This is a genomic window from Methylobacterium sp. CM6244 (assembly GCF_054817885.1).
Genome location: NZ_CM139247.1, coordinates 2,692,476 through 2,711,626, shown reverse-complemented (window position 1 = coordinate 2,711,626; position 19,151 = coordinate 2,692,476). Strand labels below are relative to the sequence as shown.

Annotated in this window: 17 protein-coding genes and 1 tRNA gene; 11 read left to right on the top strand and 7 right to left on the bottom strand. The window is 65.4% G+C overall.

All coding sequences use genetic code 11. From position 1 onward, the window contains the following. Nucleotides 1-4 precede the first annotated feature (4 nt). The 4 genes from ACYQML_RS12570 to ACYQML_RS12555 form a co-directional block, all read right to left on the bottom strand. Nucleotides 5-2,065, bottom strand: coding sequence for a carbon starvation CstA family protein (locus ACYQML_RS12570; protein ID WP_461232999.1), 2,061 nt, complete (start codon nucleotides 2,063-2,065; stop codon nucleotides 5-7). A 107-nt stretch (nucleotides 2,066-2,172) separates the two neighbouring features. Then, complete coding sequence (locus ACYQML_RS12565; protein ID WP_461232998.1) at nucleotides 2,173-2,784, bottom strand: TPM domain-containing protein; 612 nt, start codon at nucleotides 2,782-2,784, stop codon at nucleotides 2,173-2,175. Between the two features lies 1 nt (nucleotide 2,785). Then, entirely contained in the window at nucleotides 2,786-3,574 is a 789-nt protein-coding gene (locus ACYQML_RS12560) for a TPM domain-containing protein (protein ID WP_461232997.1), read from the bottom strand. A gap of 7 nt (nucleotides 3,575-3,581) precedes the next feature. Continuing rightward, nucleotides 3,582-4,235 (bottom strand): LemA family protein, encoded by a 654-nt coding sequence (locus ACYQML_RS12555; protein WP_156467849.1) that lies wholly within the window; start codon nucleotides 4,233-4,235, stop codon nucleotides 3,582-3,584. Between the two features lie 199 nt (nucleotides 4,236-4,434). On the opposite strand from ACYQML_RS12555, the gene ACYQML_RS12550 reads away from it, so the two are divergent. The 6 genes from ACYQML_RS12550 to ACYQML_RS12525 all read left to right on the top strand — a co-directional run bounded on the left by ACYQML_RS12550 (nucleotide 4,435) and on the right by ACYQML_RS12525 (nucleotide 11,602). Next, nucleotides 4,435-4,740 (top strand): Rdx family protein, encoded by a 306-nt coding sequence (locus tag ACYQML_RS12550; protein ID WP_056430561.1) that lies wholly within the window; start codon nucleotides 4,435-4,437, stop codon nucleotides 4,738-4,740. 65 nt (nucleotides 4,741-4,805) lie between these two features. Beyond that, entirely contained in the window at nucleotides 4,806-7,010 is a 2,205-nt protein-coding gene (locus ACYQML_RS12545) for a sensor histidine kinase (protein WP_461235719.1), read from the top strand. Nucleotides 7,011-7,522: 512 nt separating this feature from the next. Continuing rightward, a complete protein-coding gene (locus ACYQML_RS12540) occupies nucleotides 7,523-8,905 on the top strand; it encodes a methyl-accepting chemotaxis protein (protein WP_461232996.1) in 1,383 nt (460 codons plus the stop codon). Nucleotides 8,906-9,028: 123 nt separating this feature from the next. Beyond that, nucleotides 9,029-10,567 carry a class I adenylate-forming enzyme family protein gene (locus ACYQML_RS12535; RefSeq protein ID WP_461232995.1) on the top strand — a complete coding sequence of 513 codons (1,539 nt, stop codon included), beginning with the start codon at nucleotides 9,029-9,031 and terminating at the stop codon, nucleotides 10,565-10,567. A 100-nt stretch (nucleotides 10,568-10,667) separates the two neighbouring features. Next, entirely contained in the window at nucleotides 10,668-11,498 is an 831-nt protein-coding gene (locus tag ACYQML_RS12530; protein WP_461232994.1) for a glycosyltransferase family 2 protein, read from the top strand. 12 nt (nucleotides 11,499-11,510) lie between these two features. Then, nucleotides 11,511-11,602: transfer RNA gene (locus ACYQML_RS12525), tRNA-Ser, on the top strand. Between the two features lie 418 nt (nucleotides 11,603-12,020). Here ACYQML_RS12525 and ACYQML_RS12520 read toward each other — a convergent pair. Together ACYQML_RS12520 and ACYQML_RS12515 are read right to left on the bottom strand one after the other, a co-directional pair. Further along, nucleotides 12,021-12,590 (bottom strand): alpha/beta fold hydrolase, encoded by a 570-nt coding sequence (locus ACYQML_RS12520; RefSeq protein WP_461232993.1) that lies wholly within the window; start codon nucleotides 12,588-12,590, stop codon nucleotides 12,021-12,023. Continuing rightward, entirely contained in the window at nucleotides 12,565-13,710 is a 1,146-nt protein-coding gene (locus ACYQML_RS12515) for an MFS transporter (RefSeq protein WP_461232992.1), read from the bottom strand. The genes ACYQML_RS12520 and ACYQML_RS12515 overlap by 26 nt, the downstream gene beginning before the upstream one ends. A 117-nt stretch (nucleotides 13,711-13,827) precedes the next feature. Between ACYQML_RS12515 and ACYQML_RS12510 the strand changes: the two genes are divergently transcribed. The 3 genes from ACYQML_RS12510 to ACYQML_RS12500 all read left to right on the top strand — a co-directional run bounded on the left by ACYQML_RS12510 (nucleotide 13,828) and on the right by ACYQML_RS12500 (nucleotide 16,212). Then, entirely contained in the window at nucleotides 13,828-14,337 is a 510-nt protein-coding gene (locus ACYQML_RS12510) for a MarR family winged helix-turn-helix transcriptional regulator (RefSeq protein ID WP_419951468.1), read from the top strand. Nucleotides 14,338-14,472: 135 nt separating this feature from the next. Continuing rightward, a complete protein-coding gene (locus ACYQML_RS12505; protein WP_461232991.1) occupies nucleotides 14,473-15,744 on the top strand; it encodes an alpha/beta hydrolase fold domain-containing protein in 1,272 nt (423 codons plus the stop codon). A 270-nt stretch (nucleotides 15,745-16,014) separates the two neighbouring features. Next, complete coding sequence (locus ACYQML_RS12500) at nucleotides 16,015-16,212, top strand: hypothetical protein (RefSeq protein WP_420604574.1); 198 nt, start codon at nucleotides 16,015-16,017, stop codon at nucleotides 16,210-16,212. A gap of 50 nt (nucleotides 16,213-16,262) precedes the next feature. Here ACYQML_RS12500 and ACYQML_RS12495 read toward each other — a convergent pair whose 3' ends face one another. Continuing rightward, entirely contained in the window at nucleotides 16,263-17,057 is a 795-nt protein-coding gene (locus ACYQML_RS12495) for a bestrophin-like domain (RefSeq protein WP_461232990.1), read from the bottom strand. A 332-nt stretch (nucleotides 17,058-17,389) separates the two neighbouring features. On the opposite strand from ACYQML_RS12495, the gene ACYQML_RS12490 reads away from it, so the two are divergent. Both ACYQML_RS12490 and ACYQML_RS12485 read left to right on the top strand, forming a co-directional pair. Further along, nucleotides 17,390-17,809, top strand: a complete 420-nt coding sequence (locus ACYQML_RS12490; RefSeq protein ID WP_056430548.1) for a hypothetical protein — start codon at nucleotides 17,390-17,392, stop codon at nucleotides 17,807-17,809. 62 nt (nucleotides 17,810-17,871) lie between these two features. Next, nucleotides 17,872-19,098: an extracellular catalytic domain type 1 short-chain-length polyhydroxyalkanoate depolymerase gene (locus ACYQML_RS12485; protein WP_461232989.1), complete on the top strand. Its 1,227-nt coding sequence runs from the start codon at nucleotides 17,872-17,874 to the stop codon at nucleotides 19,096-19,098. The last annotated feature ends 53 nt before the right edge of the window (nucleotides 19,099-19,151 follow it).

Sequence of the window (19,151 nt, the reverse complement as noted above, 5' to 3'; positions counted from 1 at the left end):
TCGGTTACTCCGCCGGGACGGCGGTGGGGTCGCCGCTTTCGAGGGCCGTCCAGCGCTCGGCGCGATAGGCCTTGACGCAAGCCATGATGCCGAAGGCGGCGATGGCGACGACGAGGCCGACGAACATCACGGCGAGTGCCGCGTCGATCCGGTCGTTGAAGACGATCTTGTGCATGTCGGCCATGTTCTTGGCCGGACCCAGCACCTTGCCCTCGGCGATCGCCGCCGAGAACCGGTCGGCATGGGACAGGAAGCCGATCTTGGGGTCGGCCGAGAAGATCTTCTGCCAGCCCGCATTGAGGGTGCAGATCAGCAGCCAGACGGTGGGGATGATCGTGACGAAGGCGTAGCGCTCACGCTTCATCTTGAAGATCACCACGGTGGCGAGCGTCAGCGCCACGGCCGCCAGCATCTGGTTCGAGATGCCGAAGAGCGGCCACAGGGTGTAGATGCCGCCGAGCGGGTCAGTGACGCCCTGGTAGAGGAAGTAGCCCCAGGCCGAGACGCAAAGTGCCGTGGCCAGGATGCTGGGTGCCCAGGCCGTGGTGTCCTTGAAGGTCGGCGAGATCAGGCCGAGCAGATCCTGCAGCATGAAGCGTCCCGCACGCGTGCCGGCATCGACGGCAGTGAGGATGAAGAGGGCCTCGAACAGGATCGCGAAATGGTACCAGAAGGCCATCATCGTCTTGCCGCCGATGGCGGACGAGATGATGTGGGCCATGCCGACGGCGAGGGTCGGAGCGCCGCCGGTGCGCGAGATGATCGAATGCTCGCCCACGTCCTTGGCGGTCTGGGTGATCACATCGGGTGTGATCGGGAAGCCGAGATTGGTCACCGCCGCCGCCGCCGTCTCGGCGGAGGTCCCGAGCAGGGCGCCGGGCGAATTCATGGTGAAGTAGATGCCCGGATCGATCACGCTCGCGGCGACCAGCGCCATGATCGCGACGAAGCTCTCCATCAACATGCCGCCATAGCCGATGAAGCGGGTGTCCATCTCGTTGTCGAGGAGCTTCGGCGTCGTTCCCGACGAGATCAGCGCATGGAAGCCGGAGACTGCGCCGCACGCGATGGTGATGAACAGGAACGGGAACAGGGAGCCTGCCCAGACCGGGCCGGTGCCGTCCACGAACTTCGTCATGGCCGGCATCTGGAGGTGCGGGGCGACGACGACGATGCCGAGCGCCAGGCCGATGATGGTGCCGATCTTGAGGAAGGTCGAGAGATAGTCGCGCGGGGCGAGCAGGAGCCAGACCGGCAGGATCGAGGCGATGAAGCCGTAGCCGATCAGCATCCAGGTCAGCTGGGTGCCGGTGAAGGTGAAGGCCGGGCCCCAGACCGGGTGTTCGTTGATCTGGCCGCCGCCGATGATGGCGGCCATGAGCAGGATGAAGCCGAGGATCGAGACCTCACCGATCTTGCCCGGCCGGACGAAGCGCGCGTAGAGGCCCATCAGGATCGCGATCGGGATTGTGGCTGCGACGGTGAAGGTGCCCCAGGGGCTCTCGGCCAGCGCCTTGACCACGATCATCGCCAGGACGGCGAGCAGGATCACCATGATCATGAAAGTGCCGAACAGCGCGATCACGCCGGGGATCACGCCGAGTTCGGCCCGGATCAGTTCACCGAGGGAGCGCCCATCGCGGCGCATGGAGATGAACAGGATCATGAAGTCCTGAACCGCGCCCGCGAGCACGACGCCGGCCAGGATCCAGAGCATGCCGGGCAGGTAGCCCATCTGCGCGGCCAGGACCGGGCCGACGAGGGGACCCGCGCCTGCGATCGCCGCGAAATGGTGACCGAACAGGACGGTCTTGTTGGTGGGAACGTAGTCGAGCCCGTCATTGTGACGATGGGCGGGTGTCTCGCGCGCCGGGTCGAGGCGCATCACCTTCTCGGAGATGTAGAGCGAGTAGTACCGGTAGGAGATGAGGTAGACGCAGACCGCGGCCACGACGATCCACAAGGCGTTGATCGATTCGCCGCGGCTGGTGGCGACAATCGCCAGGGCTGCCGCGCCCAACGCACCGACAAGGGCCCATGGCCCGTGCTTCTGTATCGCACTCATCGACGTCTCGCTCCCGCGACCCGTCCTTGATGGCGGATCGTCAAGGCTCTTCTGGCTCAAAAATTCTTTCGGGGCCAGAGGAGAAAAATACAAAGACGCGGACGCTGTCAGTCCGTGACGATCACCCGGTTCGGCAACTCGTCGATATTCCCCGGCCGGCGCGGCAGGTGTCGCTCGAGGATGGCGCCGATGGACTCGACAGCTGTGACTAGGCCCTCCGTCGCCTCGCGCCGTCGGAGCGAGGCCAGAAGCGAGTCGATCGCCGACGACCACGCCGCCGGGGAGATGCGCGAGGCGATGCCCGTATCGGCGACGATCTCCGCATGCCCCTCGGCGACGGCGAGATAAATGAGGATGCCCGTTCGCCCGCGCGTCCCGGCCAACCCGCGCGCGGCAAATTCCCTCGTTGCCGCCTCATGAGCCCGCGCCCGCCGGATCGAGCGGGGAACGAGGCCGAGACGGGTTCGCGGATGGGAGGCTGCGGCAAGCGCCAGGAGAACGACCGCAGCCTGCGTCAGGGCGATCGACGCCGCACTCCACGGCGTGAACAGGATCAGCGGCCAGGGCACCGCGAGCCCGAGGGCAAGTGCCGGCACGAGGGCTGCGGACCGGTACAGCCCGGCGCGGGCGGCGACGAGAACGACGATCTCCGCCGATGTCGTCGATTCGGCCTTGGCGATCGCTCCGGCGATCCGCGTCCTGTCGGTGTCGCTCAGCATCCTACCAATCCCCGGAGGCGCCGCCTCCTCCCGATGAGCCACCTCCGCCCGAGAAGCCGCCGCCATCACCGAAGCCGCCCGAGACGCCACCGCTCCAGCCGCCGGACGATGGCCCGGGAAGGATGATGAATCCGCCACCCGGGCGGCCGCGATTCATCCGGTAGACGACGAACAGGATCAGCAGGAACAGGATGATGAAGCCGATGACATGGGACGGCTCGGCCTCGTCGCTGCGTACCTTGCCCCTGCGCTGCCATTCCTCGGCATCGCCGCTGAGGATCGACAGCATGGCATCGATTCCGGCCTTGATGCCGCCGCCGTAATCGCCCGTCTTGAAGCGGGGCGTGATGGACGTGGTGATGATGACCTTCGACAAGGCGTCGGTCAGCGCTCCTTCGAGGCCGTAGCCGACCTCGATCCTCACCTTGCGGTCGTTGGGCGCCACCAGCAGAAGTGCGCCGTTGTTGGTCTTGGACTGCCCGATGGCCCAGGAGCGGAACAGTCGGTTGCCGTAATCCTCGATCGTCAGCCCTTGCAGGTTCGGCACCGTCGCCACGACGACCTGATCGGAGGTCTTCTCCTCGTAGGCCTTCAGCTGAGCTTCCAGTGCCGATATCTCATCCGGCTTGAGGATCCCGGCCGCATCCACGACGCGGCCGCTGAGGGACGGGAAGGTCGGCTCCGCGGCCAGAGCCTCGCCGCGCGCCAGCAGCACTATCCCCGCCAGGACGACGAGGACGAACGCCAGGACCGGCGCGAGCGCGCGCCCTCGAAGAAACGCCGCCCTCATCACCGCGCTAGAACTTCACGGACGGAGGCTTGTCCGAATTGGGCGTCGCCGTGAACGTCTCCATCGGCTTCGATTCCGGATAGAACCACGCGGCGATCCAGCGGCCGGGGATGGTGCGGACCTCGGTGTTGTAGGCCTGGACGGCGCCGATATAGTCGCGGCGCGCGACGGCGATCCGGTTCTCCGTGCCTTCGAGCTGCGACTGCAGCGCGAGGAAGTTCTGGTTCGACTTCAGATCGGGATAGCGCTCCACGGTGACGAGGAGCCGCCCGAGGGCGCCGGAGAGCTGATTCTGCGCGTCCTGGAATTCCTTGAACTTCTGGGGATCGGACACTGTCGAGGCATCGACCTTCACGCTGGAGGCCTTGGCGCGGGCTTCCGTGACGCCGACGAGGACATCCTTCTCCTGCTGCGCGTAGCCCTTCACCGTCTCCACGAGATTCGGGATCAGGTCGGCACGGCGCTGATACTGATTCTGAACCTCGCTCCACGAGGATTTCGCGCTCTCCTCCAGCGTGGGCACCCGGTTGATCGCGCCGCAGCCCGAGAGGGTCGTGGCCAGGGCGACGGCGACGAGCGCGGACCGCATGCGGCGAAACACCGAGGGTCGAGGCGAAGGCGCGAAGGTCGCGGTGGCGTCGGGACGCAGAACTGACAACATCGGGGGCTCCTCGTGGACGGGCGCGGCATGGCGCGTCCACGCCCCTGCCGCCCAGCGACGCGTGTTGAGATAGGGCGGGATACCGCCGGTGAAAGGCCGGATCGCGATGCGTCCGCGACGAAACTCCACGCACATCCCATGGTCGAACTCCCACGGGGGCAGGTTGACAAGGCAGCGTGCATGGGTCGCTGTGCCGGCCATGGATGAACTGCCACCTACCCCACGGGTCGAAAAACCGAGGGTTTCCATCACCTACTGCACGCAGTGCCAGTGGCTCCTACGTGCCGGCTGGATGGCGCAGGAGCTTCTTTCCACTTTCCGCGACGAGGTCGGCGAAGTCGCCCTCGTGCCGGGGACAGGCGGCGTCTTCATCATCGTCTGCGGGTCGGAGACGATCTGGGACCGAACGCGGGATGGAGGATTTCCCGACGTGAAGACCTTGAAGCAGCGCGTCCGCGATCGGCTGGCGCCGAGCCGGGATCTCGGTCACATCGATAGGCCATGAACGCCGAGACGGGGAAAGCCAAGATCAAGAACCAAGAGCCGAAGAGCGCCGAGTCCAAGGGCGAGATGGAACCTGCTTTCGAACGGACGAGAACCGGTGGGTGGCAGGGCACGGCGCCGGGCCGGCTGTTCGCACGCATCCGGGATCGAGGCTTCTCGACCCAGGTCTACCTGATCGCCCTCGTCGTGGCGCTGATCGGGCCCGGGCTTCTGTTCACCGCGATCCTGCTGTTTCGCTATGCCGGAACAGAGCGGGCACGGTTCGAGCAGGATGCCCGCGAGAACGTTCGCGGCATCGCCCTGTCCATCGACCGCGATACGGCGGGGCTCGTCTCCGTGCTGCAGACCTTGGCGACGTCGCCCCGCCTGAAGGATGCGGAGTTCGAGAATTTCGACGCCCAGGCACGCCTCGTTCGCGAAACCGTCGGGCTCGACATCCTCCTGCGCCAACCGGACGGGCAGCAACTGGTCAATACGTCGGTCCCGCGCGGGGCCCCATTGCCGAAGACAGCCTTGCCTTTCGACCGTGAGCTGACATCCGGAACGCAGCGGGCCATGATCTCCGGCATCCTGTCGGGCAGCATGCCCGATCGGGCGACCTACGCCATCGCCGTCCCGGTGCAGAACGAGGGCGAGGTCGTCTACCTCCTGAGTTTTCTCGCGCCGGTGAACCGGCTCCAGGGCATCCTGAGCCGGGAATACGTCCAGGGCTGGATGACGGGGGTCTCGGACCGGGATGGGATCGCCCTCGCCCGTATTCCCGACCCGGCCTCCATCGTCGGGCGGCCGCGCCTGGCGACCCTTCGCCAGCGCCAGACCGACACGCCGGGAGTCTGGGAGGGCAAGGATTTCAACATGCGCCCCGTCACGGTCGTCGAGGCGCGCTCGCGCCTCACCGGGTGGACGGTGAGCGCCGTGATTCCGAAGGCGCTGGTGGATGCGCGGCTGCGCGGATGGATCTGGGCCTTTACCGGCTTCGGCCTCCTCGTCCTGGCGACGTCGTCGATCCTCGCCATCAATCTCTGGTCGAAGGTTTCGCAGCCATTGCGCCGGCTCGTGGCGTCCGGCCCGGCGCTCGCCCGTGGCGAAGCGATTCCGCGCATTACCTCGCCGATCCACGAGATCCGCCGCCTCGGCGACGTTCTGGCGGACGCATCCCTGCGCCTGCGCACGCGCAGCGAAGAGCGCGATACGGCGCTCGCCGAGACGGAGCGCGGGCTCTTGGCCCTGCGCGAGAGCGAGGCGCGGTTCCGGCACATGGCGGATTCGGCCCCCGCATTGATCTGGATGACCGACGAGCTTGGCGAGATCAGCTTCGCCAACCTGCATTTCGACCATCTGTTCGGAAAACCCGCCAGCGCGCTGGCGGCCGGCGGGTGGCAGACGATCGTCCATCCGGACGACCAGACGGCGTTCACGTCCAAGTTTTCCGAGGCCTTTGCCGAGCGTCTTCCCGTGAGGGCGGAGGTCCGGGTGGTGGATCGCGACGGCGAGGTACGCTGGCTGCGTTGCGAAGGCGTGCCACGCCTCGACGATACCGGGGCCTTCCTCGGCTATACCGGCTGCAACGTCGACATCACCGACGCCAAGCGGGCGGAGGAGCATCTCCTGCTCCTCATCCACGAACTCAACCACCGCGTGAAGAACACGCTCGCGACTGTCCAATCCATCGCCATGCAATCCCTGCGCGGCCTCGACACGGCGGAGGCGGCGGCGGCAAAGGCCGCGTTCGAGGCGAGGCTGCTCGCCCTCGCCCGGGTGCACGATGTGCTCACCCGCGAAAGCTGGGAGGGTGCGGAACTCGGCAACGTGGTGGCGGATGCCATCGCTCCCCTCGATTCCACCGGGGCGGGCCAATCCCGCTTCATCGTGTCCGGGCCGCAACTGCGCCTGCCACCTCGGCTTGCGCTCTCCATCGCCATGGCGCTGCATGAACTCGGCACCAACGCGGTCAAATACGGCTCGCTCTCGCAAGAGGGCGGGAGCGTGAAAATCACTTGGTCAGTCATCAAAGAGGCGGAGACCCGCCTCCTTCTGCGTTGGAGCGAAAACGGCGGACCGCCTGTGACGCAGCCGACACGCACCGGCTTCGGTTCCCGCCTCATCGAGCGTAGTCTGGCGCGCGAGCTTGCCGGCGAGGTTCAGCTCCTGTTCGAGCCCACCGGGGTTGTCTGCTCGATCGAGGCGCCCGTACCGCCGCCGACCTTGCTCGAGCGCAAGGCCGGCCTCGTCCCGCTGCGACCCGCACCGCTTCTCCCTCATTCGGCCTGATCGCTCGCGCCTAGAACAAGTCGAGATGCGCGCTCGCCCGAACATGTGCGTGAGGACGACGCCCCATCGTGGCTCGCCCTTCGATCCGATGCAGTCGCTCACGTCGAGCGCGCGAACTTCGCAAAAAAGTTACTCTCCCATGTGCGACACTGGGCGAAATTGAATTCAACTATAAGTATGTTTCTTGTTCGGTGCCGCCGCGACATCAATTCTTATGGCGAGACGACATACATGGTTGGAGTATGCGCCAGCCAATTTTCGTCTACGCGTGATACTGGAGAAGAACCAGCGGTTTGATTGGTAATCCTGTTTTTTGAGGAGCAGGTCGGATACTGTTCGAAAGAAGAAAATATTAGAATCCAGCCGCTTGGTTACCATTGACGACTGGCGTCTGGCTCAAGGAAGCCGACCTTTCTCGCGTTCCGGCGGTCGCGGAGAGCGGGTATGCTAAGGCACTATTAAACAATAGAGTTTATTACATTGCCCTATCGATATCTCAGGGTTGTAGTTTTATGATTGGCTTCTCCCGCAAGCGTCCCGCCTCCGACACGACTGCGGTGCCTGCCGTTGCCCAGCAGATCGAGGCCGATGAGGTTCGTCTGAGCGCGGCCGTCGAAGCACTGATGTCGAGCCAGGGTTTGACCGCCGTCGACCTGCCAGACGGTAGGCTCAAATCCGCCCTCGAACGCCTTCGCAGCCATGGCGATGACGATAAGCAGCGTAGCCTGTCCTCCATCGCGTCCATGGCGAAGGAAGCCTCGGAGGCCGCCATCAATATCGGCTGGATGACCTACGATGTTGGCGAGGTGGCGAGCGCCACGCAGACGATCGCGGGTGCAACAGAGGAATTGGCGGCGTCCATCGCCGAGGTCTCTCAGACGTCCGACACGGTCGTCACCGTTGCCCAGGACGCGCTGACCGCCATGAGCGCCTGCATCGGCGACGGACGCCAGGCGAAATCCGCCATGCAGGAGATCGAAGCCCGCACCTCGCTCATTTCAGAGCGCGTCGTGGTGCTGGAGCGAGCCATCGCCCAGATCGAAGTGATGGCGACCGCCATCGCGTCGATTTCCGCCCAGACCAATCTGCTTGCGCTGAACGCCACGATCGAAGCCGCGCGTGCGGGTGAAGCCGGACGCGGGTTCTCGGTGGTCGCCGCCGAGGTCAAGTCGCTCTCTGCCCAGACCGCCAAGTCGACAGGTGAAATCCGCGGCCTGCTCAGCACCCTCACGGCCGAAATGGGAGCCATCTCGGTGGCCGTCGGCGAGAGCCGCAGCGCCGTCACGTCCGGCCGGGCGATCGTCGAGCAATTGGAGACGCGGGTCGAGCAGACCAACGAGCGGATCTCGCAGGCGAGCGACCTGAATCAGGCGATCTCGCACATGCTCTCGCAGCAGCGCTCTGCCACCGCCGAAATTTCCACCAGCGTCCAGAACATTGCCGGCAAGGCCGCGAAGACCCACGAGGAGATCGACAAGATCACCACCCGCCTCGTGAAGGCGGAAAGCTTCGGCCGCACCGCTTTGGCTGCGGAAAGCGGCCGCGTCAGCGCTCATGGCCTGGTCTGCCTGCCGGCGGATGTGGGCATGTGGAAGCGCAAGCTGGCCCGCATCCTGGTCGGGCTCGCTCCGGCCGCCTCCACCGAAGCGACGATGCTGGGCATTGCGAACCACAGCGTCTGCACGGAGTTGCGGAACGGCCCGTTGCGCGATCACCCGGCGCTGGCCCGTCTTGCCGATGCCGAGAAGACCGCTCTCGAAGAAGCGAAGAAGATGATCGATGCCGTCGCCGCGAACAATTGGGACGTGGGGACGCCGGCTTATCAGGCCGCTTCCGCTGCCATGAAGTCGATGCTCGCCGCCGCCAACGAGTTGCTCGACACCAAGGCTGCGTAATCGCCGCTCATCGCGGATGACGCTCAGGCAAACCCATCGACATCCTGCGGCTGGCTCTTGTTGCCGGCCGCAGGTTTCGTCATGGCTTGAGCGCATCGCCACGAGAGAGCCCGAACCCTTCGAATGATCCTCCCGGACGCTGCCCTACCGGCCCGTTTCAATGCCGCCCGCCACTGCCTCGCGGACAATGCGCGCCTGCGGGGAGGCAAGACGGCGCTCGTCATGGCGGGCGCGGAAGGCGAGACGCTGCGCCTCACCTTCGCCGAGGCGGACCGGGCCGTGCGCGGCATTGCCGCCGGCTTTCTGTCCCTCGCCCTCACACGCGGCGACCGGGTGATGATCCGGATGGGCAATGAGGCGGATTACGTCCTCGTGTATTTCGGCGCGCTCGCCGCCGGGCTCGTGGCCCTCCCCTCCTCGCCCCAGCTGACGCCGGCGGAGGCCGCGTTCCTCATGGAGAATTCCGGTGCGGCCGTCGTGGTGACCGGGGCGGGCCACCGTCTCGACGCGGCGGAGGCCGTGGGCCGCATCGTCCTCGGTCCCTCCGAGATCGCCGCGATGAAGCGTGCCGAGCCGATCGCGGATTATGCCGACACCGCGGCGGACGATCCGGCGACCCTGGTCTACACGTCGGGCACCACTAGCCGGCCGAAAGGCGTGCTCCACGCCCATCGGGCGATCTGGGGGCGACGTCCGATGCATGCGCATTGGCTGGGGCTGACGGAAGCCGACGTCATGCTGCATGCCGGCACCATGAACTGGACCTACACGCTGGGCGTCGGGATCACCGATCCCTGGTCCTGTGGCGCCACGAGCGTGCTCTACGATGGGCCCCGTGATCCTGCCATCTGGCCCAGTCTCATCGCCCGCCACGGAGCGACGCTGTTTGCCGCCGTGCCGAGCGTCTATCGACAGATCCTGAAATATGCAGATCTCGACGCCTGCGATCTGTCCCGGCTGCGCCACGGCTGCACCGCTGGCGAGGCCCTGCCCGCCGACTTGCTCGAGGCCTGGACGCGTCGGACCGGCAAGCCGCTCTACGAGGCGCTCGGCATGAGCGAAATCTCCACCTATGTCTCCAGCGGCCCCACCATCCCGGTGAAGCCCGGCTCTCCCGGCAAGCCCCAGCCAGGGCGCCGCGTGGCGATCCTGCCCGTGGACGGGCCGAGCGAGCCTTTGCCCAAAGGCGAGACCGGGCTTCTAGCCATCCACCGTACGGAGCCGGGCTTGATGCTCGGCTACTGGAACCGGCCCGACGAAGAAGCCTCGGTTCTGCGCGGCGAATGGTTCGCGGGCGGCGATCTCGCGAGCCTCGACGAGGGCGGCTACCTCTGGTTCCACGGGCGCAACGACGACCTGATGAACGCTTTCGGCTACCGGGTCTCTCCCAACGAGGTCGAGGGCGTGGTCGGCTTGCATCCCTCCGTGGCCGAAGTCGGCGTCGCCGAGCTCGCCGTCCGGGCCGACCTGAAGGTCATCGCCGCTTTCGTCGTCCTGAGGCCAGGGGCGGAGGCGGACGGACCATCGATCCTCGCCTGGTGCGCCGAGAGACTGGCGGCCTACAAATGTCCGCGCGAGATCCGGTTCGTGGAGGCGCTGCCCCGCACCGCCAATGGCAAGGTCCAACGCAAGCGGCTGGGCGACCAGCCGGTCGCGGCCTGAGCACGACGCCGCCGGCCCTAGGGGGACGATCCTCGATCCATGACGACACTGTCGAGAAAACAGTATCGGCCAGCCGGGCCGATGCCGTAGAGCCCTCCCCATGTCCGCGCCGCCGCTCTCGATCTTCCTCATCGCCTTCAACGAAGCCGACCGGATCGGCGCGACCATCCGAGCCGTACGTGACCTCACCGACGACCTCGTCGTGGTCGATTCCGGCTCCACCGATGGAACGCAGGCCCTGGCGGCCTCCCTTGGTGCGCGGGTGATCCACAACGCCTGGTCCGGCTACGGCCCGCAGAAGCGCTTCGCCGAGACCGTCTGCCGTCACGACTGGCTGCTCAACCTCGATGCGGACGAGGTGGTGCCGCCGGACCTGTCCGACGCCATCCGCGCCCTGTTCGCCGCCGGCGAGCCCGCCCATCCGGCCTATCGCATCGCCATCGCGGAGATCTTCCCCGGTGAGACGAAGCCCCATCCCTGGGCCTATGCCCTGCATCCCGTCCGCCTCTATCGCAAGGACAGGGGCCGCTACTCGCCCTCCCCCGTCCACGACCGGGTGGAACTCGATCCCGGCGCCAGCGTCGGACGCGTGAAGGGGGTCATCCACCACTTCTCCGTCCGCTCGCTCGGCGACCAGCTCGACAAGCTCAACCGCTATTCCGACCAGCAGGCCCGGGATCTCGAAACGCGCGGCGTCACGATCCCGACCTGGCGGATCTTCGTCGAGCTGCCGCTGAACTTTCTGAAGGCCTATCTCGGCCGGCGCCATTTCGTGAGGGGCGTCTATGGCTTCCTCACCGCCGCGAACTACGCGATCTCCCGCCATCTGAGGGTCGCCAAGCATTATGAACGGCGCAACGCACGAATTTCCACCCCATTGGCGCCTATCGAGCCAGCGAAGCGGGTTGACCCGTCCGACGCGAAATTCTAGAGCCACCCCTACGGAGACGTGGCCGAGCGGCTGAAGGCACTCGTTTGCTAAATGAGCATACCCCGAAAGGGGTATCGAGGGTTCGAATCCCTCCGTCTCCGCCATTTGGCCGATTCTACGCCATGGTGCACCATTCTGCGCGGTAGATACGCATCCACCGCGGGTCTCTGCTTGGACGCAGTCCGTGGGGGCAGGCGCCATCCACCCGCACCGCAGATTCTCCTGTCCATTTGATCCGGGTACATCGGGCCTCACCGTCCCTTCACCCAGAAATTCCAGCAGTCGGGCTGAAAACCGATCCGCTGAATCGACGTTGGAGATGTGTGCGGCGCCGTCGATTTCGGCGTAGCGGCCCTGTGGCGCGCGCTCGGCCATGCGATGGCTGGTCTCGGGCGGGGACATCCCATCGAGGTTGCCTGCCATGAAAAGCGTCGGCATGGCGAGCGAGGCGATGCGTTCGGTGACGTCGAACGCGGATGCCGCGCGCAACATGGGCGAGCGAGGCGCCATCGGCCGTCGCCGCTATGCCATGCCAGACTTGATAGGTCCGCAAACCCTCCGGTGTCGTCTGGAACGCGGGAGAGACAAGCGACGGCCGGCTTTGTTCCAACCGTTGAACCGGAACCGGGGTGCTCGAAAATCGTCGCCCAGCCTTGCGCCAGCGCGTGGAAGACGGGCGTGCTTGTCTTGTCGAAGCTGTTCGCGACGACCAGTCGGCCGATACGTTCTGGGTCTCGGAGCGCAAGCTCCAGCGCGATCATGCCCCCAGTGGAGGCCAACCAGATCGACAGGCCCTATATTCAGATGAGTGAGCAGTGCTTCGATATCGCCCGCGAGCGCGGCGACGCCTATGGGCGTCGTCAGCTTGCCCGGCGCGCCATGCCCGGCATGATCGGGCACGATCACCCGATAGCCTGCCTCGACCAGCGGAGCGATCTGTGGTCCCCAGGCGCGGCCTGAATTACTGATGCCATGCAGAAGGACGATAGGGCGGCCAGCGCCGAATTCGATGAAATAAGCGGTGCGGCTAGCCGTGTCGTAAACGGCCTTTGTAAGCCTCCTGTCATCAGAGGCGGAGGAAGAGACGGTCACCGGGGCGAAAGCGCGCGGCGATGAGCGCGAGCGCGAGGCACAGTCCCGCCATCAGCCACCAGGCGGGGGTGAGGTCCGCCAGATGCTGACGCAGCAGTCCGGCGACCAGCGGCAGCGCGGCGGCGAGGACATAGCCCCCACCCTGCACGAAGCCGGCGAGCGCGCTTGCCTGATCGGCATCGTCGCCATGATCCATCGCGACGATCAGCGAGAGCGGGAAGAGCGCGCCAATGCCGAGCCCCGCCAGCAGCGCCGCCGCCCATGCGAGCTGCAGTGGCGCCACGCAGAGGCAGAGCATTCCCGTCAGCAGCGCGGCAATCGCGGTGAACAACACCGCGCGACGATCTGGCGATCGATCAACCCAAAGCGAGACGGTAATGCCCGCGACCACCTCCGACAGCGTGACGGCTCCAAGCATCGCGCCGGCCGCCTGCTCGGACCAGCCGAGCTGGGTGTAGAAGGGCGGCAGCCAGGCGAGGACGAGCGTATAGGCACCCGTGCCGAAGCCGAAGAACAGCATCAACAGCCAGGCGCGCGGCGCATGGTGCACCGGGCTGCGTTGCACCGATCCTATTCTCTCTTGCGGTCCCCGCGGTACCAGAAGCCAGACGCACAGCCCGAGCAGGGCAGGCAATGCCCAAATGCCCAGCGCGGTCGGCCAGCCCAATGCCCGCGCGATCCAGGCGCCCGCCATGCTCGACATCAACGCTCCACCCATGATCGCGGTGGAGTAAAAGCCCATCAGGCGCCCGCTCCGTGGTCCCGCTCGACGGCGGATGGCACCCGGCATCAGCGCCTGAACGATGGCGATGCCGACGCCGCCAACGATGGCGGTCAACACCAAAGCTGCCTCCTGCGGCCACACCCAGCGGCCCAGGCAGGCGAGGAGAATGAGCAGGACACCAGAGGCGATGCCTGCCCGCTCTCCCATCCATCCGCGCAGCCATGCCGTTCCCAGCAGGCAGATGCCCATCAACAAAACCGGGAACGTGGTCAGCAGGCTCGCGCCGATGTCGCCAAGGCCCGTGTCGCGCTGGATCGCGTCGAGCAGTGGGCCGACCGAGGCCAGTGCCGGGCGCAGATTGATGCCGACGAGCAGGATTGCGGCCGGAAACAGCATCCGACCTGATGTTTCCCGCATGATGGTCTCCGAGCAATATGACCTTGTCAGGGTCGCCGCGTTCAATATTATCTCTACATAGAGATATGTATCTCGACGTCAAGATAGGGGCGCGGAATGGACAGGGCTGCAATGGCTGCGGAACAATGGGCCTGCGAACGGCCCGATCTCGATATCGGGCCGATGGTGCTGCTGGGACGGCTGGGTGAAGCAGCGCTGCTGATCTCGCGGGATCGGCTCAATCCGCTATTTGCGGAATTTGGCCTGCAACCCGGCGAGTTCGACGTGCTGGCAACGCTCCGGCGCAGTGGCACACCGTATGCGCTCACGCCCACCGCGCTCTATGAGGCGGCGATGATTTCATCTGGAAGCATGACCAATCGCCTCGATCGGCTCGAGAATGGCGGACTGGTCGAGCGGAGGCCCAACCCGGCGGATAAACGGGGAACGTTGGTGGCGCTGACGGCCGATGGTCTGGCGTTGATCGATCGCGCGGTAGAGGCTCACATCGCAAATCAGCAGAGCATCGTTAGTGGTCTGGATGAGCAGGAGCGAGGTCAGCTTGCCGCGCTCCTCGGCAAATTGATCCGATCTCAACAGCACGCGGACGGCGTTAGAGGGCTATAGCGTAGACGTAGTGCTCATCATCATCGGGCGTGGCCCGCCATCTTGGCCAAGCTGACGACGTACACGACCGTTCGGTTTCCGAATGCCGTCGATTTCCCCTCCCTGGCTCTTTCGCGTCTCAGCTAAGCCGGCATCGTGACCGGCGTTGCCGGATCGAGCGTTCGGCCGCGAGCGAAGGCCGCATGGCGCGACCTCATTGCCTCGCTGGATCTCAGACATTTCGAACATGTCGGCGTGCTTCCTGAGCGACTTGCGACGGATGACGGCCTTCTATCGCTTCCGTTCGGCTGCACCGCTGAGGCTATGGCGCTGACACATGTCCTTGCCGGTTCGTGGTGTAGAAGGATGGCACCGCAACCGACAAAGGCGCATCACATGAGAATGATCCAGGCCCTTAGTTTGGGAGGCGTCATCGCTGTGAGTGTTCTTACCCAGCAGGCCTCGGCAGGCGACGCCCAGCTGCCAGGTTATTCCGAGGGGGCTCAGGTCGTTCGGGTGGAAGGAAACCGGAGCCAGGTCGATCAGATCAGTGGTGTGATCTATTCCCAGATCCGTTCGATGCGTGCGATCCGGCAATTGCGCATGTCGCTGCTCGTGCCGCGCACCAAAGACAAGAAGCCTGCGATCGTGTATTTCCCGGGCGGTGGTTTCACCTCGGCTGATCATGAGAAATACTTCGAGCTGCGCTCGGCTCTGGCCGCGGCCGGCTTCGTCGTTGCCGCCGCCGAGTATCGTGTCGTCCCCGACAGGTTCCCGGCGCTGGTGGAGGACGGCAAGGCCGCCGTACGTTACCTGCGGGCTCACGCGGCCGAGTATGGCATAGACCCGACCCGGATCGGCGTCCTCGGTGATTCCGCCGGCGGCTATCTCTCCCAGATGGTGGGCGTCACCGGTGGAGAGAAAGCCTTCGACAAGGGCGATCATCTCGATCAGCCCTCGGATGTGCAAGCGGCCGTCACCCTCTACGGAATTTCGAACCTCCTCAATATCGGTGAGGGATTTTCGCCGGCGGTCCAACTCATGCACCAATCGCCTGCTGTGACGGAGGCGCTTCTCGTCAACGGGCCGGCTTTTCGTGACTTTCCCGGTGCTTCGATTTCAGCCGATCCCGACAAGGCGCTGGCTGCAAGTCCCATGGGCCACCTTGGCGGCGACGAGCCGCCCTTCCTGATCATGCACGGAACCGCCGACAGGCTCGTCTCGCCGGTGCAGAGCAAGCAACTGTTCGAAGGCCTGCGGGCAAAGGGCGGCAAGGCGGACTATGTGCTGGTCGAAGGAGCGGGCCATGGCGACCTCACTTGGTTTCAGCAGCCGGTGATCGATCGGGTCGTCGCATGGTTCAAGGCGACGCTCGGGGGACCCATCCCCGGAGGCGGTGGCAAAGCCGACCCGAAGTCAGACCTCTGACCGCCTTCCCGTCCTCGGACTATGGTTTTTCGCGGAGGCGGTCTCGGTCTATGGACGCCTCGCCCTCCCCCGTCGTGGGGAGGGCGAGGCCTGCGGGGTCTTTCGATGGGATGATCCATCTTGGATGGGTCTGCGCAAACCGGCCATCAACGGTGACAATCTGACGGACGAGTTCACGGCCTCGCCGGCAGCACCGCCCGCATGGGAACCCGACGCCGACCCCGTGCTTGCCCCTTCGAGCCGGCATTCCGCCCGGCCTCGGAGATGGCGATGTCGAGCGACACCGAGAAACACAAGGCTCTCCTGGCCGCGCTCAAAGCCGCCCAGGGCAAGGGCGACGGTTCCTTCGAGCAGGCTGTCACGCATGCTTTCGAGCACGTTTTCGAGCATCTCGAGCGCCTCAACGCCGTGAGCGACGGGGATGAACAGCGTGCTCTTCAGCCCGGAGAGTCTCCCACCCTGCGGTAGCCCGACGGCAGACCGGCTGGGATCCGCGCATATGGCGCGAAGCGTCGCTCTCAGCCGGCGGCTACGACGAGCGTGCGGACTTGATCCAACAAGCTCGGGCCGAGGGCGAGCGGGCCATCGAACGGACGTTCGTGCATGGCGATCACCCCCAGGGTGATCACCAGCGCCGAGCCGAAGATGCTCAGGGAAGCGGCCTGAGACGACGGTCGCTCCAAATGAATGGCGGCGATGACTAGAAGGGCGAGAGCCGAGAGAGCGAATAGGGTCACCCATTTGCTGTCGTCGCCCTCCATCTCGCTCAGGGCGAGCCTTTCGCTGCGCGCGGTCTGCAGGTTGAGCACCGCTGCGAGGAGGGCCGAATGGTTGGCTTTCCCGACGACCACGTCGAAATTCGGCGCCACCACCGCCTGAAGCAGTTTTCCGAAGGCATGGTCGGCCCGTGACGACGCCTTTCCGCCTTTCGCCATGGCGGGCCATTCCTCGTCGACGATAGACTCGATGTAATCCGCGAGCAGGATGCGGAAGTCCGGCAGGTCCTTGGATACGGATCGGCTCAGATTGTAGACGGCACGCGCCTGGGCGCTCTCCGTCTGTACGACGCGGGACGCCTGGCGCTGACGCTCCCAGGCATCGTTGGCGACAAAGCCAATCAGGAGCGACAGCAGGACCGAGACCACGCCGACGAAGGCGGGAGCGATGCCGGTCGAGACACCGACGATGAAGGGACGCGTCCGCTTGGTGTTCGTCAGGGTGATCAGCATCAGGCACCAGGCCAGGACGAGACAGGCGAGACTTCCGAAAATCAACCAGATCGGCTGATCGAGCCAGAACGTGAGCATCGGCATGGGTCCGGGTCGGTTGGCGCGGCCTTCGATAAAGCAGCCGCCGGCGAAGGGATATGCGGCGTTCGCGCCTGTCCGTGATGGGCTCTGGCACGACCGGCTCGGATGGCGCGGGGCCATCCCTCATCCGCCGGATTTCAGAACATCAACCTCACAGGACGCTCACGTTCTCATCGTGGCAGTGGCGATAAGGCGATGCAGCATCGTTGCGTCAGCCTGTCGACACATCGTCGATGCGAGGGTCGGACGACAGGAGACGAAGCCAAGGGCCTTGCACCGATCTCATCGATAGCCATCTGTTGACCATCCAATGGGATGGTTATGGGATGGTCGATATGGTGGATCGAGTTCGTGAGGTACGCCCGAAAGTGCCGGACAGCGAGAAGCTGACCCTCAATCTCGGCTTCGTCGATCTCGGGCAGATCGACCTACTGGTTCGGGATGGATTCTATGCCAACCGTGCCGATTTCATCCGGACGGCGGTGCGCAATCAGCTCGACCGTCAGGGCGATGCGGTGAAGCAATCGGTCGCCCGTAAGCAGCTCAGCCTCGGCCTGTCGCACTATACCGCCCGCGACCTCGAAGCCGCGCGGGATGCGGGCGCGCCGTTGCATATTCAGGTGCTCGGCCTCGCGAGCATCGCGTTCGATGTGACTCCCGAACTGGCCCGACAGGCCATCGCCTCCGTGCAGGTTCTCGGCGCCTTCCAGGCCAGTCCCGACGTCAAGGCGGCTTTGGCCGACCGTATCGCCTGACCCCTCGCAGAGACCCGCGTGGATCGTCGTTCCACAGCCCCAGCGCCGCCAGGATCATGATGATGAAAGCTTTTCCCAAGATCGACATGGCCGAGGTGACACGTCTCACCCGTGCTGGACAACTGAGCGAGGCGATGGCCCTGCTGCAGGGACAATCCGTACCGCCGGCAAGCGACGTGGTGGCCGGCGAGACCATCGACATGGTGGCGCCCGCTTTCCACGGCGGCGCCTGGACGGCCCCCGCCGCCGGCCCAACTGCCACCGACCATGCGGCGCACTCGGCGGGCCAAGCCTCTGCACGCCCCGGCCTCGCCGAGACGATCCGAGCCCTACGCGAGCGCTTTCCGAAAATGGGCGATATGCCCGATTTTGGGAAAGGCATGCCCGATATCGGAGGTGGAACGAGGTCCTCCCGCGGGGCGAGGGTCGAGGTTCCGGCAGGAGCGCGGTTCGAGGAGCGGAGTTTCGCCAACGCGGCGGGCAGCCGGACCTACAAGGTCTATGTCCCGAGCGGCTACGAAGGCCAAGCGCTTCCGGTCGTGATCATGCTGCACGGATGCACCCAGAACCCGGATGATTTCGCCCTGGGAACCGGCATGAACGCTTTGGCCGAGGAGCAGACCTTCATCGTGGCGTATCCCGGCCAGCCGCAATCGGCCAACATGCAGAAGTGCTGGAACTGGTTCAATGCCGGCGACCAGCAACGCGGAAGCGGCGAACCGTCCCTGATCTCGGGGATCGCGCTGGAGGTGGTGAGGGAGTTCTCGGCCGATCCGAACCGGGTCTATGCGGCTGGCCTGTCAGCCGGCGGGGCGGCGGCCGCGATCATGGCCGCGACCTATCCGGATGTGTTTGCAGCCGTCGGCGTCCATTCCGGGTTACCGTGCGGAGCAGCCACCGACATGCCCGGCGCATTCGCGGCCATGAATGGCGGCGGCACCGTCAGGGCGCGGAAGGACGACCCGGGCATACCCACCATCGTCTTCCACGGGGATGCGGACAAGACGGTAAAGCCAATCAACGGCGAGCAGGTCTTTGCTCTCGCCATGCCAAACGCGGCGCTCTCCCAGGCCGTGAACCAGGGTGAATCCGCGAAGGGGATGGCCTTCACCCGTACCGTCCGGGCGGATGATGCCGGACGGCCCATGCTCGAGCATTGGGCGCTGCATGGTGCCGGCCATGCCTGGTCGGGTGGAAGCAGCGACGGAAGCTACACCGATCCGCGTGGGCCCGATGCCAGCCGGGGGATGGTGCGGTTCTTCATGACGCACACCAAGATCCCGTCTTGATCCGCACCTCGTCTCACATCATCGACCGTCAGGCGGAGTACTGAGGGTCGGGT